We start from the raw sequence: 17,081 nt of genomic DNA, 5'->3' as shown, positions 1-17,081 counted from the left end.
TTCCACTATCTATACTATACCTTGTTTCACGTCATTTGCCAAGAAAAAAACGAACACATATTCGATTTTTTCTTGGCAGATTTTTAAGAAAAGAGTGATTTCTATTAGAAAAAACACTCTTTTATAAAGGAGTAAACCTAACAAAAAACAAAATTAACTTTCTTTTAATAAATTGAGCAAGTGATGCAGTCCGTATTTCACAGCGCGCTTTCGAATGCCCGACCGGCTTCCTGTAAACATCCATTCAAACACGTCTGTATGGTCTTTCGTAGATAGCCCGATGAACACTTTTCCGACAGGCTGTCCCTCGTGGGTATCAGGGCCTGCTACACCCGTAAAGCTAATGCCAATATCACTTCCCGTAAGCTTTCTAGCACCTTCAGCAAGCTCTAAAGCACACTCTTTGCTAACAGCACCATGAGAAGACAATGTTTCCTCACGGCAGCCAAGCACCTGCTGTTTGACTTGGTTTGTATAACAAACGATACTGCCGCTTAAAATCGACGATGCACCTTCAAGGTCTGTCAGCCATTCAGAAAACATTCCGCCTGTCAGGCTCTCAGCCGCTGCCACTGTTTTCCCGTGTTCGTGCAGAGCCTTGGAGGCTTCACGGACAAGTGATGTATCACCATACCCGTAGAAGTACTCTCCTACACGCGCTAAAATTTTCGCTTCCGTCTCTTTTAACAGACGCTCCGTTTCTTTTTCATCCTTATGCTTAGCCGTGAGCCTAAGTGTCACTTCACCGTCAGATGCGAGAGGTGCAATCGTTGGGTTGGTTTGAGCATCAATTAAATCTTCTAGGTCTGTTTCAAGCTGTGATTCACCGATTCCGAAAAAGCGAAGAACAACAGACACGATTTTTTCCTTCAAATCCAGTTTCTCACATATCAGCGGCTTCGCCTCGTTCTCAAACATTGGATGCAGTTCACTTGGCGGACCAGGAAGAAGCATATAAAACGTATCGTTTTCTTGAATAAACATACCTGGAGCCATTCCAAACCGGTTCACGAGCACATCAGATCCTTCTAGGACGAGTGCCTGCTTCCGGTTATTCGGTGACATGTCTCGTCCAGTCTTTCGAAAGTATTCTTGAATGGATTCAAATGCTTCTTCATTTAGCACGAGCTCTTTTCCAAGCGTACTCGCGATAGTTTCTTTTGTTAAATCATCTTTCGTTGGTCCAAGACCACCTGAGAAGATAATAAAATTCGATCTTTCCTGCGCCACTTGAATGGCCCTTTTTAAACGCTCTGGATTGTCACCAACTGCTGTATGGTAATAAACATTCACACCAATTTCAGCCAGCTGTTTGCTGATGAATTGTGCATTCGTATTCGTAATTTGCCCTAGCAATAGTTCGGAACCGACTGCAATAATTTCTGCTTTTCTCTCTGACTTCAAAGCGTACACGTCCTTTTTAGTTAGCATTCTTTAAAGCTTCCCAGTTTTTCACAAAGTAATCCCAGCCTGACACAACAGTGAAGAACACTGCTACCCACATCGCAAGGTCACCAAACGGGAATGATACAAGTTCGAACGGCAGGTTATGCAATAGAAGAGCTGAAATCGCAATGATTTGCGCCCATGTTTTCACTTTTCCAAGCATATTAGCTGCTACCACTTCACCGCCTCCGGCTAGTACAAGCCTTAGACCAGTTACAGCAAATTCACGGCTAATGATCACAATCGCCATCCATGCCGGCGTGAGGTTGTACTGAACAAGTATAATTAAAGCAGCTGAAACAAGCAATTTATCTGCAAGCGGATCTAAAAATTTACCAAAATTCGTCACTAAGTTCAGTTTACGCGCATAGTACCCATCAATCCAGTCCGTTGTCGAAGCAACAATAAACAGGATTGCTCCAACAAGATGTGTCACTTCGATGCTGACGTGACCAAAACGCGCAACGCCCCAATCTAAAGGTGCAAGCATAATAATCATAAAAACAGGGATCAAGGCGATCCTAGAAAGAGTTATTTTATTCGGTAAGTTAAACATGAATTTCAATCCTCCAATAAGCCATTTTTTTATGTATATATAATAGTAGGAACAAAAGAAAAGTCATCTACTTGCTTAAGATGACTTTTCCTTTCCTTTATTCACAATCACAATGTTTTGTGTCATGGTGTTCTTAGGGTCTAATTCGTACTTAAGCGTCTCGTCATTCACCTTAATATCAATTCCAGTCGCATTGCCTAGACGGATATCGACCTGAGAGAGCTCAGACAAGTCTGTTTTAAACGATTCGCCATCTTTAAGTTCACCCATTTTCAGCACTTTTCCAGATTCGTCTCTGACGCGCAGCCAAGAAGCTTTTGTAGCAGAAATGGTTAACTCCATCTCATCTGCGCCTGACACTTCATACGTTGTCGTTGAACCTTCTGTATTCGCTGCCTTCAAAGAGACCGTTTCATCGTCTTTGGATGAATCCTTTGATGAGTCATCTTTTTTAGATGATTTTTCTTGATCATCTGACGAAGCTTTTTCTTTTTTCTTTTGATCCTTGGCAAGAGATGAATCCTCAGATACTTCATACTTAGATTCTGACTGCTGAGGAGCCGTCTGGTTGTTCTTCTGTCCGCTATCATGATTGACCGCCTGCACGATGACATAAATGATCGCGATGACCACAAGGACGCCTCCAATAATCAAGATGGTCGGCAGCAGCTCAAGCACCTTCGAGGCAGGCTTAGGCAGCTCTCTTTGCGGCTTAATATTTGATAATTTATCAGATACTTCATCGTTATATGTGCTCGGCACATCTTTACGAAATTCTTCGAACAATTGTTCAGGATTTAGTCCAACGGCTTCGGCATATTGTTTAATAAATGCTCTGACGTAAAATTTACCTGGAATAATATCATAGTTTCCTTGTTCGATTGCTAGCAAGTAGCGCTTTTGGATTTTGGTCACCGTCTGAAGATCCTCCAGCGACATCCCTTTTTCCTCTCTGGCCTCAATGAGCCGTTTTCCCAATTCAGTCAAAACAAACACCTACCATTACCATATTAAAAATCGAAGCCAGAAAAACCAGAATGATCAAACACTTGTGGTTCTTCAGCGTGCTCATATGTAATCTCTTCGTCTGCACTATTACGCAATTCAATGATATAGTCGAAATCATCCATTGTATATTCTGAATTTTGAATAAAGATGTCTGGATGCTCAACTACTTTTGTTGCCGGCAGTCTCATAATTTCTCTTAAAAGCTGCAAGTGCTTCTCAGAACCTCTTCGCGTCGACACAATCCCATCAATAATAAAGACGTTATCTGGGCTGTATTCATCCGCAATCAGCTGACTTCGGATCGTCTGTTTCAAAAGAGTCGACGATACAAATAGCCATCTCTTGCTGGCACATACACTTGAAGCCACAATTGATTCTGTTTTTCCGACACGCGGCATCCCCCGAATCCCAATCAATTTATGTCCTTCTTTTTTAAATAGTTCTGCCATAAAATCAACAAGAAGACCAAGCTCGTCCCTTTCAAATCGGAACGTCTTTTTGTCATCTGCATCACGCTGAATATATCTGCCGTGACGAACCGCTAAGCGGTCACGAAGTTTTGGCTGTCTTAATTTCGTTACTTTTATCGTTTCCATTGTATTTAAAATTGATTCAAGGCGCTTAATTTGATCTGTATGGTCACAGCGCAAAAGCATTCCGCGTCTTGATACATCAACACCATTAATTGTCACAATATTAATTGAAAGCATCCCCATTAGAGATGAAATGTCTCCTAAAAGTCCGGGACGGTTTACCTGTATCTCATATTCAAAATACCATTCGAGCTTTGCCAAATGATATTACCCCCTTCATTGTGGCAAATTTTTACCTTCCTATATCATAAAGCATTTTCACATTTTTAGAAAGCACAATGTTGTGAAACAGTTAAAATAAAAAGAGAGGCACAAACGACCCCTCTTTTTGTTTAGTGCGAGCTATTATTTTCAACCAGTTTGACCATCATATTGGCAATTGCGCGCTGCTCATCTTCTGATGCAACGCTCCAAAGGTCAGCAAGTACTCTTTCTTGCTCGTTCTTTGCTTCAACTTCGTTAGCTAAATATCCGCCAATTTCATACGCAAGGTTATTGATGGTATCATCTTTTAAGCCTTTATCCTGCGCATGATTTAAGCGGTCACCTAAAAAGTTTTTCCAATGGTCCCAGTTCTCAAGTACTGACATGTCGATTCCTCCATTCGAAAAGATGAATTACAGCCATAGCTTTTGTCATGGAGTTACGAATTATACACGTTATTTAACAGTACCAGCCTCCATTAACGGATAAAATTTGACCTGTCATATAACTTGACTGCTTTGAGGCGAGAAACCAAATGACATCTGCAATCTCCTCAGGTGATGCAAGCCGGCCAAGCGGGATTTCTTCCTCCAGCATGGCAATATCTTCTTGTGTGAAGCTTTTCATCATGTCTGTATGGACAGCACCTGGCGAAACAGCATTTGCTCTAATTCCACTTGGGGCAAGCTCTTTTGCCAGACCTTTAATAAACGCATTTTGCGCCCCCTTTACCATGCTATACAGCACTTCACACGATGCACCTGTTTCTCCCCATATTGAGCTTACCGCAACAATATGACCTGCTTTTTTTTGAATCATGGCTGGCAATAGGTGCTGGGTGAGCTCATATGGACTTGTGACATGAAGCTGCACCATACTGGCTAATACGTCTTTTTCTGTATCTGTCACTAATCCGACATGACTCTTACCGCTATTTAATACAAGAATATCTGGACATACAGGCAGACGGCTGACGAGCTCATCTGCTCCGCCCGTTTTAGCTAAATCCGCTTGAACGACATGCGTCTGAATATGACATGTTTCTTCCAGCTCAGCGGCAAGCTGAACGGCTGTCTGTTCATTTTTGTGATAATGGATTATCACATGGCAGCCTTCCTGGGCAAGCTTTTTTGCCGCAGCCTGCCCAATCCCGCCACTGGCACCTGTTATCAGCGCCCAACGACTCATCACATGGATTCCTACTTTCTATTTGAAATATCTATTCTTTTCGTTTAAATGGGAACCAGTTCGCTGATCCGAACAATTTCACCATCACAGGTACGAACAATGGTAGCACAACGAGTGCGTACAGCAAAAGTCCTGTGAGAACAAGTGTTGCAATCTGCAGGAGAGACAGCACTCCTGAAGGAAGCATGGCTGCAAATGTTCCTGCCAAAATAACAGCAGCAGACATAATGACAGAGCCCATATTCTTCATTGATTCGGTCATCGCAAACTGAATGTCTTTTGTTTTGTATTCATTGAACCTCTCCATTAAGAAAATCGAATAATCGACTCCGAGCGCCATTAATATGACAAATCCAAAGAATGGAACCGCCCAGTTAATGCCCGGATATCCGAAGAAATGAGTGAAAATAAATTCTGTCATTCCGATAGCTGTAAAGTAAGTCAAAATAAGTGAACCTACCAAGTACAGCGGCATCACAAGCGAACGGAACAGGATCACAAGGATGAGGAAAATACCGATCATCATGTAAAGAACCGTCTTATTGAAATCTTGGTCTGAAAGCTGTTTTAAATCAGCATTCATACTTGATACACCTGAAACGCCGAATGATGCATCTTTTAAATTCGTTTCAGGAAGTGCCCGCTCGACAGAAGCTTCTACTTGTTTGATCGTCGACATGGCTTCGTTGCCATATGGATTTTTTTCTAAAATGACATCAATCTTTGTCATCTTGCGGTCATCCGACATGTATGAATCAAACACTTGCTTGAATGCTTTGTTTTTCAGCACGTCTTTTGGGATAAACCAGCCGGCCATGTCTTGATCTGGTGCATTTTTCAGTTCGTCTAAGTAGTCACCTGCACCCATTAATCCGCTTGAAATTTTCTCTAAGCCATCGACGCTTTTGTTCAGCCCATCTGTCAGTTTGGTCAGGTTATCACCAAAGCCACCAATCTTTTCTTTCATTTGTTTTTGACCATCAATCACTTGCCCGGCACCATTAGCAAGCTTTGGCATATTATCAGCTATTTGCCCTTGACCTTTAGACGTTTTATCCAATCCAGTTTCAATTGCATCTAAGCCAGCAACGAGTTCATCGATTTGACTCGTCAAAACTTTTTGCTGCTCTTTAGCTTTTGCGATAAAGGCATCCGCTGCTTCAAGCTGTTTTCTAGCTTCTTTCGCTTGTTTGGCATAGCTGTCTGCCTGTTTTGCGCCTTCTTGCAAGGTCGAAGAAAGTTCATTATATGAAGCTTTGATGGCTTGATACGATTGATTTTCTTTCACTTGCGGAATTTGTTTTTCAAGTGTACTAAATTGTTTATTTGCTTGTGTGATTAATGCTTTTACATCCGCTGCGGCAGAGGAGGACGTATCAACCTGCGCCAATGCTGCCTTTAATTCTCTGGAAATGCTTTTATATAGCGACACTTGCTGATTCACTTGTGCGACTTGAGCCGTTAATTCTTTTTTCGCACCTTTAATTTTTTCTTTAATCTGTGCAACACCGTTTTTGTTTTGATCGATTCCGCCTTGTAAATCTCTTAACGATTTTTCGATGTTTTGAATGCCTGTTTTCACTGATTCTGTACCAGAAATCAATTTGTTAATGCCTTTTCCAGATGATTTGATTTGCGGCGTTTGATCCTCAATGGATTGACTCATTGTCGTCAGTGCATCTTGGATTTTTTTCAAGCCTTCATTACTTTTATCAAGTCCGGTATTTAGTTCTTTTGCTTGTGATTTCACGTATAGATCACTCAGCCCTTTACCGACAGGACGTGTCGCACTTCTCACTTTACTTACGCCATCTGTTTGTTCAATTGCACGGCTGAGTTTTTCAACAGCAATCAGCCCTTTATTGTTGTCTAACAGATCAGCTGATTTCACAACAATCGTTGCAGGTAGAGCTTCTCCTGGTCCAAATTTGTCAGAAATCGTATTGAATGCATTGACTGATTCATATTTATTACCGATTTCATCTAAGCTGTTATAAGAAAGCGTTCCTTTATACATGAGAATGGGCGGAAGCGTAATGATTCCTACGATTAATAAACTGAAAAGTGGTTTTTTAAATGAAAAGCGTCCTGCTGTTTCCCACATTTTTGACTGCGGATGCGCAATATCACCTTTAATCGGCCAAAATAACACTTTTCCTAAAACCGCCATAAAGAACGGAACAATCGTGAGAAGCGCCACAATGAGCACAGCAACACCAACTGCTACTGCAACAGCCGATTTATAGAGCTGAAACTGTGCCAGGCCAATACATGTAAAACCGATGAGCACAGCAATTCCGCTGAATAAAACAGTCTTTCCTGCTGTTTTATACGTAATGAGAATTGCCTCAATTTTATCTTTACCGTGTGCGATTTCTTCTTTAAAGCGGCTGAGAAGTAGAATGCAGTAGTCCGTTCCTATTCCAAACATGATCGCGACCATGAAAATTTGGGTAAAGGTCGAGAGCGGGAAGTCGAGATATTTAACTAAATAAGCCACGATGGATTGACTCACCAAGTAAGACAAAGCTACTGCGACTAATGGAACGAAAGGCGCCACAGCTGATCTAAAGACAAGGACAAGAACGATAAGAATAAACCCAATCGTAATGAACTCAGTTTTCTTCAGACCTTCTTGCGAGCTTGTGATCACGTCATCATCAATTAACGGCTGTCCTGTCATTTCATATGTTAGATTTAAGCTCTTCAGCTTTTCATTGACTCTTTCTTTAAAATCGGAAGCTTTGATTTTGTTTGAGTCATATGTAACTGGAACAAGGAGCGTCGTGCGATCTTTAGAAAGCATCTGTTTTTTGATATCTTTATTGGCGTCAAAATAAGAAGTGATGTCCTCGACATGTAGATCTTGGTCCTTTTCTAAAATCTCCATTGCCTTTTTTAAAGATGTTTCTCTTTCTTTGGCAATGTTCTTTTCTTGAAAGACAATGACAATTGATTTTTCTGTATCACCGTTTTCAGACATTTTCTTTAATAACTGATTTGCATATGAGGACGGATAGCCGTCTGGTACTGAAATTTGCCCTTTTTCTTTTGTTAATTGCGCCATATTAGGGGCGGTGATGAGTAACACTGCCGCTAATACGATCCATAAAATCGTGATCAGCCATCTACCCTTTATGATTGCTCTCATTAGTACTTTGTGCCTCCTCTTCGATGATTACTTGATAGATCTTTTCATATGTTTGAATAAATGATTCCATTTCTTTTTCTTCCAGCTTTTCAAAATAAGATCGAACGAGATCCTGAAGCTGCTTTTCCATTCGGCTGACCACATCTTTGCCCTCTGGCGTGACGTAAAGGTGAACATTTCTTCGATCGGCTTTATCGTGCTCACGGACAATATAGTTTTTTGTAAAAAGACGATTGGTCATGGAGGTTACCGCACTTTTATTCACATTGCATACATTTGCAAGGTCAGTAGACGTACATCCAGGATGTAAATTGATGTATCGAAGCGAGTAATACTGATCAAGCGTCAGCTCTTTATCAAGCTTTTCCGTGATCATACTCGATACCTTTTTTTCCATCATAAGATAGACATCTGCATATCTCTGAATGAGCTGTGCAATTTTATTTTGTTCCATACGCTGCTCCTTTTTTAGTTTAAGTGTTTAACTATTAAAGAGTTTAACTAATGAACAAAATGATTGTCAATGAAAATCCTCACAAATCACAGGCTTTTATTCATTAAACACAAAAAAGACAAACTCATTTATCTGAGTTTGTCTCTCTTTATTTATTTGGTTTTCGGGACGACTTTGAAAACGGACATCCGTTCTTCATCAATTTCTTCCTCTAAAATTTGCTGAATGTCGGTTAATTGGATCTGTTCCAGCATAGTCACGACATCAAATAAGCTCATGTCTAAAAATGCATATCGGGTAAATTGGTTTGCAATGTATTCAGGAGAGTTCATCGCTTTTAAAAAGCTTCCGATTTTCTTCTTACGCGCGAGCTCAATTTTCTCTTCTGAGATCAAGTTCTTTGCTTGAAGAAGGGTTTCTTTTAATACTTTCGCCAGTTGATCAGGATCATTTGTGTCTCCGCCAACTGACGTGAAGCCAAAGCCGCCTTCTTCCGTATAATCGTAGCTGAAGGTCTCATCAATTAAACCTTTTTCATACATTTGTTCATATTGTAAGGAGCTTTTACCAAACAGTGTCTCTAAAATGAGATTCATTCCGAGCTCATGTTTTAGCAGCTCATTTCCTTTTTTATGAGGATTCTTTGTTTTCAAACCGAACATACATTTCGAGCCTTGTACGTTCATTGGAAGTTCGTATTCTTTTCGGTACACACCTTCAGGCTCATTGATGTCTTTTCGTTTGATCTCTGGCTGGTCTGTAAATGGCTTTTTCGCCTGATTTGCTCGAACTTGATCTAATATTTGCTTCGGATCAACGGGACCGACAACAAATAGAAGCATATTGCTCGGGTGATAGAACGTTTCATAGCATTCATACAAATGATCTTTTGTAATCGGAGCAATGCTTTCTACTGTTCCAGCTATATCAATTCTCACGGGGTGCTCTTGATATAGATTTTCAATCAGACCGAAGAATAAACGCCAGTCCGGATTGTCATCATACATGTTAATCTCTTGACCAATGATGCCCTTTTCTTTTTCGACCGTTTTTTCAGTAAAATAAGGTTCCTGAACAAAATCAATGAGTGTCTCAAGATTTTGTTCGACATTTGAGGTGCTTGAGAATAAGTAAGCTGTTCTCGTAAATGTCGTAAAAGCATTTGCGGATGCTCCTTGTTTACTAAATGTATGAAATACGTCTCCGTCTTCTTTTTCAAACAGTTTATGCTCTAAGAAATGGGCAATTCCGTCAGGCACTCGAATCATGTCTTCTTTGCCAAGCGGCACAAATTCGTTATCGACAGAGCCATATTTGGTTGTAAAGGTCGCATAGGTTTTGTTAAACCCTTGCTTTGGGAGCACATAGACGTCAAGTCCGCTCTCCATTTTTTCGTGATAGACCGTTTCTTGCAGCTGGTCGAATTGAATTGTTTTCACTGTCATGAAGCACCCTCCGTTCCTTTAAGAAAATAGGTCGTATCCCATTCGATTTTCTGACCCACTTTGATGATGTCCTCTTTTGTCACTCGGTCAAGTGCTTCTAAAAAGGAATCAAGCGTTTCCCCTGTTGGCACAACGGCATGCTGATACAGGTATTCCGCTGTCCCATAAGATGTATCGATCGTTTCAAGCAGCTGATTTTTGACGACAGCTTTTGTTTGGTCAATCGCTTCATCTGAAAAATCACCTTTTTGCATCGCTTCAAATTGTTCTTTAATGATGTCTACTGCCTGCTGATAGTTGCCGACTTCAATCCCTGACATGACCATCATCAAGCCTTTAAAGCTCTCAAGTCTAGACACAGCGTAGTACGCAAGACTTGCTTTTTCCCGAACATTGATGAATAGCTTCGAGTGTGAGAAGCCGCCGAATATGCCATTAAACAAATGCAAAGCCGGATAATCGTCATCTGCAATCGTCGTATGCGTGCGAAAGCCGATATTCAGTTTGCCTTGCTTTACGTCTTCTTCGTCGATGACTTCTTTTGCTTCTCTTTGCGTGCTTGCTGATTCAGCGTGTTGTTTGACCGGTTCTCTATTACTTGTTTTGAAGTATTGAGAGACCATTCGGCTGATGTCTTGTTCGTCTACATCTCCCACAACATAAAGATCAAGCTGATTTGTTTGAAGCGCATGCTTATATGCTTCAAACAGCGAATGAGCTGTGATCGTTTCGATATCTTCCATTTCTCCATTGACGTGCAGTGCATACGGTTCACCTTTGCACATTTCCTGCACAAGCCTTAAGTTCGAGTAACGCATTTTATCATCATACACTGCTTGAATTCGCTGTTTTAAAGTGCGTTTTTCTTGATCTACATATAATTGACTAAACGCTCCATTTTCAACATACGGATGGAATAGTAGATCAGATAGTAAGGCAATCCCTTTTTCTAGTAAAGGGGTTTGATCCTTTAAATATTTCTCATTCGCCATTTCCAGGCGGAAGGTAATGATGTGATTCTCCCCTTTTTTCGCCATGTCTGCTGAAACCGTAGCACCATAAAGCTCATCAAAATAAGCACGCAATTCTCCTGTTTTCGGCATTTTCTCTGTTCCTCTTAACAGCACATGCGGGAAAAGTGAACGCATGGTGACGTCATCTTTCGATAGAGGCGCAAGCATTTTAAAAAGGATTGTGACCGTTTTAAATTTTTCTGTTTTGACAATATGAGTATGAAGACCAGGTGTGTCTAGTGTCTTCTCTTGTAAGTACGTCATGAGAAACCTCCTTTGTTCATCCTATTTATTATGTATTAGAACATAGCTGATATATACGTAAAACAGCCATTTAATAGACATTATATCAATCAGAGGAAAGGATAGGAAATAAAAACGCCTCTGCTATAAGCAGAGACGCCGGTCGTTATTTCATTCTAAAAGGCCACCAATTCCATTTACCGAAAATACGAACCATGACCGGGATGAAGAGCGGTAATACAACAAAAGCATATAATAAAAGCCCAATGAGTATGACCGTTGCAATTTCAACAAGTGATAATACACCGGACGGCAGCATAGCGGCAAAGGTCCCCGCTAATATCGCGACTGCTGAAATAATGACGGAACCCATATTTCTCATCGCTGATATCATTGATGCTTGCACATGCTCTCCCTTCCATTCATTAAAGCGATCCATTAAGAAGATCGAATAATCAATGCCAAGGGTGACAAGAATGACAAAGCTGAAAAATGGGACAGCCCAGCTGAGACCGTCGTAGCCAAAAAATGTTTTAAAGATCCATTCTGTTAAACCGACGGATGTAAAATACGTTAAAATGAGTGAAAGTGTTAAGTATATCGGCATGACGATTGACCGTAATAATATAATTAAAATGATAAAGATGCCAACTAGCATGAAAATGACCGTTCGAATAAAGTCACCGTCAGATGTTTCTTTTAAATCTACATTTAAACTTGAGATACCAGACACACCGTAATTTGCATTCTTTAACCCGCTGACAGGTAAATATTGATCAAGGGTGTCCTCAATTTTCGCAACGCCTTTCATCGCTTCATTGCTGTATGGATTCACATTTAAAATAACTTCAAAGGTTGTTAATTTACGATCTGGAGACATATACGTATGAAAGATTTGCTTAAATTCAGGGCGTTTCAGCACTTCTTCTGGAATAAACCAGCCTGTTATTTCTTCATCTGGCGCTTTCTGAAGCTGCTTTAAATAGCCGTCCGCCTCTGTGAAGCCGCTTTTGACCTGCTCAAGCCCTTCAATACTTTCATCTAAACCATCTGTTAACAATGTGAGTTTTGATGAAAGCTGGCTAAATCCTTTTTTGATGGCTTTTTGACCGTCTGTCAGCTGGTCTGCGCCATCTTCAATTTTAGGCATTTCTTTAATCAATTGTTTTTGACCCTCATTTGTTTGATCAAGACCGGCATAAATTTGATCCAGTCCTTCCATGAGCGCTTGTACTTGACGTTTTACTTCTTTTTGCTTGCTTGATAGGCTTTGAATCACTGAATCTGCTTTCTTGATCTTTTCTTTAAAGACAGAGGCTTCCTCTTCATACAGACTCATTTGGTCCCCTGCTTGATCAAGCATTCCTTTTGTGTCTTTGAATACTTTCTTTATTTCTTTATATTCATCCATATCTTTTACTTCTGGAAGCCGTTTTTCAAGTGCTTCAAACGATACATTTTCATACGAACTTTTTACTTTTTTAATGGTGGTTATTAGCTGCTGATTTGATTTCGCATGACGTTCAAGCGTACTCACCATTCGTTTAAGCTCTTGAATCATCGCTTCACTGCTTCGATATTCTTGCTCTAATTCCTTTTTTGCTTCTTTGATTTTACTTCGAATGGTTCCGACGCCATCTTTACTGCGCCTCACCCCATCTTCTAAAGAGATCAGGGACACCCTTACTTCTCCAATGCCGCTTTTGATCGCTTTTGTTCCATCAATCAGCTGATCAATGCCTTTAGCGGATTCTTGAATTTTTGGTTTTTGTTTAAGAAGGGCAAGATTTGTTTCGGTCAAACCATCTGAAATTTTTCCGATTCCTTCATGGCCTTTTCCTAGTTCTCCGCCCAGCTCTTTTGCTTGAGAGGTGACGTAAAGCTGACTTAGCCCGTCCCCAACAGGCCGAGTGACACTGCGAACTGTTTTTACTTCGTCAATGTCATTTAATTTACGGGTCAGTTTTTCAATTATGACAATCTTTTCTTGGTTATCTAACTTATTGTCACTTTCAACAAGTACATTCAGGGGCAGCGCTTCCCCAAAGCCAAATTGCTCTGATATCGTATTAAATGCAGACACTGATTCATACTTTGTCCCAATCTCATTTAAGCTGTTATAAGAAAGAGTCCCGTCGTACATCAGAATAGGAGGCACCGTAATGAGTGCAACTAAACCTAGGCTGATCAGCGGCCTTTTAAATGAAAAACGCCCAGCCCATTCCCACATTTTACTTTGCGGGTGGCGAATGTTTTCTCTTTTAGATGGCCAGAAAAGGGATTTTCCAAAAACAGACATAAAAAAGGGAACGATGGTGACAAGGGCGATCAGCAGGATACCAACTCCAACAGCAACACTAACGGCTGATTGATACAATTGAAATTTGGCAAACCCAATGCTTGAGAAGCCGACTAACACGGCTAAGCCACTGAAAAGGACCGTTTTCCCTGCACATTTATATGTGATGATAATCGACTCTTTCACATCACGACCTTGACCGATTTCTTCTTTAAAACGGCTTAACAGCAAAATACAATAATCTGTTCCTATACCGAACATAATCGCTACCATAAAAATCTGAGTAAAATTAGATAGAGGAAATTGCATATATTCTACTAGAAAAGCCACAATACACCGGCTGACAGCATAAGAAATGCCGATCGTAATGAGCGGAACAACAGGTGCCAAAATCGATCTGAAAACAATGATTAAAATAAAGAAAATAAAAATGATCGTTATAAGTTCAGTTTTCTTCAGACCTTGTTGAGAGCTTTGAATGACATCTGAATCCACAAATTTTTGTCCCGTCATTTCATATGAGACATGATAGGGCTTTAAAACTTCCTCAATTTGTTCTTTAAGCTTCACAGCTTTTGTTTCGTAGTGGTCGAATTTGAATGGAACAAGAAGTGTACTTTTATCCTTTGATAAAAGTTGTCTTTGAATGTCCGGATCTACATGAAAATACGAAGTAATTCCGTCAACGTGGAGGTCTGGAGCATGTGTCATGAGTGCAGATAAAGCCTTTTTTAATTCCTGCTCTTTCTTTGGGAACAGATGTTGTTCGGAGAATACAATGACACCCGTATCTTTTTTCCCGTTTTGATCTGTGAGCTTATCCAATAAGTGAAGTGCCTCAGCTGTTGGTGTCCCCTCCGGAACCTTTAATTGCCCTTTTTCTCTTGTTAATTCCTCTAAATTGGGCGCAGTAATAAACAGAATCACAGCTGTTATCATCCACACCACTAATACAATCCATCTTGCTTTAATTATTTGCAACATAGCTGCTTCAAGCTCCTTCTAGTTCATCAATCAATTTGCTATATTTGAGCGTGTCTGAAGTGCTGACTGCGTCTCCTTCAACGTGCTAATGGCAGGATGACCTATTCAATTGTCTTTTCGTGTTGAAGAAACACACATTCATCATCACCACGCGAACTCAATTTCCGCCTAAAGAAGGACAGAAAATGAATGTTTTTGAACACCTCCCGTTTGGAATAATTTAAAAGATATTACTATACATTAGTTTAACTATCAAAATTTTACATGTCAATTTATAAAAAAGAAAAAAGATGGCAAAATACCGTCTTTTTTCTAGATTAAACCGTTTTTAATTGTTCACTTTCATCCTCTTCATCTGGCTGGATGAAGAAGATGACCAAAAATAGAGAAATAAGACTGCAAATGGTCGAGAGAATAAAAACGATGGAGTCCCCTTTATCCATGAGATAAGCGTAAATCGGAGGTCCTAAAGCGACACCGATAAAACGCATACTGCTGTAAAACGACGTAATGGTTCCGCACTGCTCTTTTTCAATTCCTTCTGTGATCAGGGCATCAAGTGCAGGCAGGACAATACCGATGCCAACACCGCCAATGCTTAAGCAGATAAACAATACATAAAAGCTGTGATTCCACCATAAAAGCATATAGGAAAGTGATAGCAAGGCCATGCCTACGATTAAAAAGATTCTCATTTTCCCTTTTTCTTTTCCAATTGTTTTCCCAGCAACGTATGAGCTGATGGATAGAAAAAGGAGCGGAATGCTAAGCAGGAGCCCTTTTTTGACACCCTTAATTTGATAAGCTGCCTCCAGGTTATCAGATAAGTAAAAAAGCACACCAAAAAGAAGAAACATAATAAAACCGCCAATTGCAAAAATGGCATAAAGCCAGCGTCCCTCATGCTTAAATATGGTCTTTGTTGATTGTAAAAATTCTTTGAATGAAGGCGGGTCCTCCTCTTTTTTCGCGGATTCTACCATGAACAGTACCATGAGAAAGCTGATGATTGAGAAGAACGGAATAAACCAAAACGGCACAAACCAAAACCATGAAGCCAAAAGCGCCCCAATAATCGGGCTCAATACCTTTCCAGCTGTGTTAGAGGTTTCAATGGCGCCTAGTCCCGCACTGACTTCTTCATCATCATGAAACAAATCTCCAATAAACGGCATCACGACAGGTGCTGCCCCGGCTGAGCCAACACCTTGAAGGACCCTGCCAAATAGAATCCACATGTACGGTTCTTTCATGATCGTTGAGGCAACTGCTGCCACAGCCCCTCCAAGTCCTGCGATTAACAGACACGGCAGGAGTACCTTTTTTCGCCCGATTCGATCTGATAAATAGCCGGCGATCGGAATACATAAGATCGCGACAACGGAGTATACCGTAATAATGAGGGAGACTTGAAAGGAAGTAATGGAAAGTGTCTTTTCTATCTGTGGCAATACGGGAATGAGCATCGAGTTCCCAAGTGTCATGATTAAAGGCACTGATGATAATGCAATAATATTCTTTTTACTGACTGTTTTCTCGCCCAACATCATTCACCCAATTCTATATACTGTTACGTATTAGTGTGGCAAGTTTTACGGGTATTATGTATGGGCAAACAAAAAGCAACCGCTTATGAAAGCGACTGCTCGTTAAAATCGTTTACGTATCACATGAAAGCTGAATTTATCCGCTCGAAAATAATTAAGCGAGTATAAGACCGGCTGATCATCCTGATCATAGTGCATTTGTTTCAGTAGTAATAATGCTGTTTCAGGGTCACATTCTAGTATCGGTGAAACCTGATCGTGGTAGCCGATTGGTTCAATGTCAGCAACTGCATATTTTATCCCGCTGTGTGGTTCTCTTCCAAATAGCTCAAAAAGAGACTCTTCTTCATGTGTAAAAGAAGCGGGAAGATGCTTGACCGGAATTTTATCTAAACAGTAAACCACGGGCTGTCCATCTGCCGTCCGAACGCGCTCCATTGAAAAAATCTCATCAGATTCATCACACTGAAAACGAATCACATCATTCTCTGTTGGTTCCCCTTCTTGGGAGGATAAAAAAATGGTTCCAGGCGTCATATTGACCTGCTCTATCATTTTCGTGACACTTGCCAGCTGTTCTATGCCTGTTGAAAAGAGTGGTCTTGTGTTGACGAACGTACCCACACCATGCCTTCTAATTAAATATTTCTCTTCTTCTAATATACGAAGGGCTTCACGCAGTGTCGCTCTGCTCACGCCTAAAAGCTTTGAGAGCTCAAACTCAGAAGGCAGCTTTTCTTTTTCGGCATATACGCCTGATTGTATATCTTCTTTAATACGGTCAATCACTTTCAAATATAAATGGCGATTGTCTGTTTTGGTCGACATGTTTTCCCTCCGTCTAATCAATGCAAATGATAAGATGAGAAATCTCTATTCCGAGATAAGTTGAACATAACTATATCATGTTTTTGCAAATAAATAAATAGTCTGACTTCCAGTTAACATAA

Annotated in this window: 13 protein-coding genes; all 13 read right to left on the bottom strand. The window is 40.5% G+C overall.

All coding sequences use genetic code 11. The annotated features are described in order from the left end of the window. Positions 1-153 precede the first annotated feature (153 nt). The 13 genes from MKZ05_RS08380 to MKZ05_RS08320 all read right to left on the bottom strand — a co-directional run bounded on the left by MKZ05_RS08380 (position 154) and on the right by MKZ05_RS08320 (position 16,959). Entirely contained in the window at positions 154-1,404 is a 1,251-nt protein-coding gene (locus MKZ05_RS08380; RefSeq protein WP_339162387.1) for a competence/damage-inducible protein A, read from the bottom strand. A gap of 16 nt (positions 1,405-1,420) precedes the next feature. Continuing rightward, positions 1,421-2,002: a CDP-diacylglycerol--glycerol-3-phosphate 3-phosphatidyltransferase gene (gene pgsA / locus MKZ05_RS08375; protein WP_003211136.1), complete on the bottom strand. Its 582-nt coding sequence runs from the start codon at positions 2,000-2,002 to the stop codon at positions 1,421-1,423. 75 nt (positions 2,003-2,077) lie between these two features. Continuing rightward, positions 2,078-2,989, bottom strand: a complete 912-nt coding sequence (locus MKZ05_RS08370) for a helix-turn-helix domain-containing protein (RefSeq protein ID WP_003212257.1) — start codon at positions 2,987-2,989, stop codon at positions 2,078-2,080. 23 nt (positions 2,990-3,012) lie between these two features. Continuing rightward, complete coding sequence (locus MKZ05_RS08365; RefSeq protein WP_003211480.1) at positions 3,013-3,804, bottom strand: DUF3388 domain-containing protein; 792 nt, start codon at positions 3,802-3,804, stop codon at positions 3,013-3,015. A gap of 131 nt (positions 3,805-3,935) precedes the next feature. After that, on the bottom strand, positions 3,936-4,193 hold the full coding sequence (locus MKZ05_RS08360) for a DUF3243 domain-containing protein (RefSeq protein WP_003211590.1): 258 nt from the start codon (positions 4,191-4,193) through the stop codon (positions 3,936-3,938). Between the two features lie 73 nt (positions 4,194-4,266). Then, positions 4,267-4,995, bottom strand: a complete 729-nt coding sequence (locus MKZ05_RS08355) for an SDR family oxidoreductase (protein ID WP_339162147.1) — start codon at positions 4,993-4,995, stop codon at positions 4,267-4,269. 31 nt (positions 4,996-5,026) lie between these two features. Beyond that, a complete protein-coding gene (locus tag MKZ05_RS08350) occupies positions 5,027-8,146 on the bottom strand; it encodes an MMPL family transporter (RefSeq protein WP_339162144.1) in 3,120 nt (1,039 codons plus the stop codon). Next, positions 8,124-8,600 (bottom strand): MarR family transcriptional regulator, encoded by a 477-nt coding sequence (locus MKZ05_RS08345; RefSeq protein ID WP_003212512.1) that lies wholly within the window; start codon positions 8,598-8,600, stop codon positions 8,124-8,126. Before MKZ05_RS08345 ends, MKZ05_RS08350 begins: the two co-directional genes overlap by 23 nt. Positions 8,601-8,752: 152 nt before the next feature. Next, positions 8,753-10,045, bottom strand: coding sequence for a pitrilysin family protein (locus MKZ05_RS08340; RefSeq protein WP_106028935.1), 1,293 nt, complete (start codon positions 10,043-10,045; stop codon positions 8,753-8,755). After that, positions 10,042-11,322: a pitrilysin family protein gene (locus tag MKZ05_RS08335; protein WP_050944985.1), complete on the bottom strand. Its 1,281-nt coding sequence runs from the start codon at positions 11,320-11,322 to the stop codon at positions 10,042-10,044. Before MKZ05_RS08335 ends, MKZ05_RS08340 begins: the two co-directional genes overlap by 4 nt. Before the next feature lie 145 nt (positions 11,323-11,467). Beyond that, the gene (locus tag MKZ05_RS08330) at positions 11,468-14,584 is read right to left on the bottom strand and encodes an MMPL family transporter (RefSeq protein WP_253622599.1); all 3,117 of its coding nucleotides are present in this window, start codon (positions 14,582-14,584) and stop codon (positions 11,468-11,470) included. Between the two features lie 317 nt (positions 14,585-14,901). Further along, on the bottom strand, positions 14,902-16,134 hold the full coding sequence (locus tag MKZ05_RS08325) for an MFS transporter (RefSeq protein ID WP_199852771.1): 1,233 nt from the start codon (positions 16,132-16,134) through the stop codon (positions 14,902-14,904). A 99-nt stretch (positions 16,135-16,233) separates the two neighbouring features. Then, positions 16,234-16,959 (bottom strand): GntR family transcriptional regulator, encoded by a 726-nt coding sequence (locus MKZ05_RS08320; protein ID WP_050944992.1) that lies wholly within the window; start codon positions 16,957-16,959, stop codon positions 16,234-16,236. Positions 16,960-17,081: the final 122 nt, after the last annotated feature.

It is taken from the genome of Bacillus sp. FSL M8-0277, from assembly GCF_037975305.1.
In the GTDB taxonomy this organism is placed as follows: domain Bacteria; phylum Bacillota; class Bacilli; order Bacillales; family Bacillaceae; genus Bacillus; species Bacillus pumilus.
The sequence above is the reverse complement of the archived record's forward strand: the minus strand, read 5'-3'. Positions and strand labels throughout refer to the sequence as shown.

Bases quoted from the DNA above. Each gene is read 5' to 3' on its own strand.
- pgsA (WP_003211136.1), bottom strand. From the start codon at position 2,002: ATGTTTAACTTACCGAATAAAATAACTCTTTCTAGGATCGCCTTGATC.
- MKZ05_RS08340 (WP_106028935.1), bottom strand. From the start codon at position 10,045: ATGACAGTGAAAACAATTCAATTCGACCAGCTGCAAGAAACGGTCTAT.
- MKZ05_RS08360 (WP_003211590.1), bottom strand. From the start codon at position 4,193: ATGTCAGTACTTGAGAACTGGGACCATTGGAAAAACTTTTTAGGTGAC.
- MKZ05_RS08355 (WP_339162147.1), bottom strand. From the start codon at position 4,995: ATGAGTCGTTGGGCGCTGATAACAGGTGCCAGTGGCGGGATTGGGCAG.
- MKZ05_RS08345 (WP_003212512.1), bottom strand. From the start codon at position 8,600: ATGGAACAAAATAAAATTGCACAGCTCATTCAGAGATATGCAGATGTC.
- MKZ05_RS08320 (WP_050944992.1), bottom strand. From the start codon at position 16,959: ATGTCGACCAAAACAGACAATCGCCATTTATATTTGAAAGTGATTGAC.
- MKZ05_RS08350 (WP_339162144.1), bottom strand. From the start codon at position 8,146: ATGAGAGCAATCATAAAGGGTAGATGGCTGATCACGATTTTATGGATC.
- MKZ05_RS08335 (WP_050944985.1), bottom strand. From the start codon at position 11,322: ATGACGTACTTACAAGAGAAGACACTAGACACACCTGGTCTTCATACT.
- MKZ05_RS08330 (WP_253622599.1), bottom strand. From the start codon at position 14,584: ATGTTGCAAATAATTAAAGCAAGATGGATTGTATTAGTGGTGTGGATG.
- MKZ05_RS08325 (WP_199852771.1), bottom strand. From the start codon at position 16,134: ATGATGTTGGGCGAGAAAACAGTCAGTAAAAAGAATATTATTGCATTA.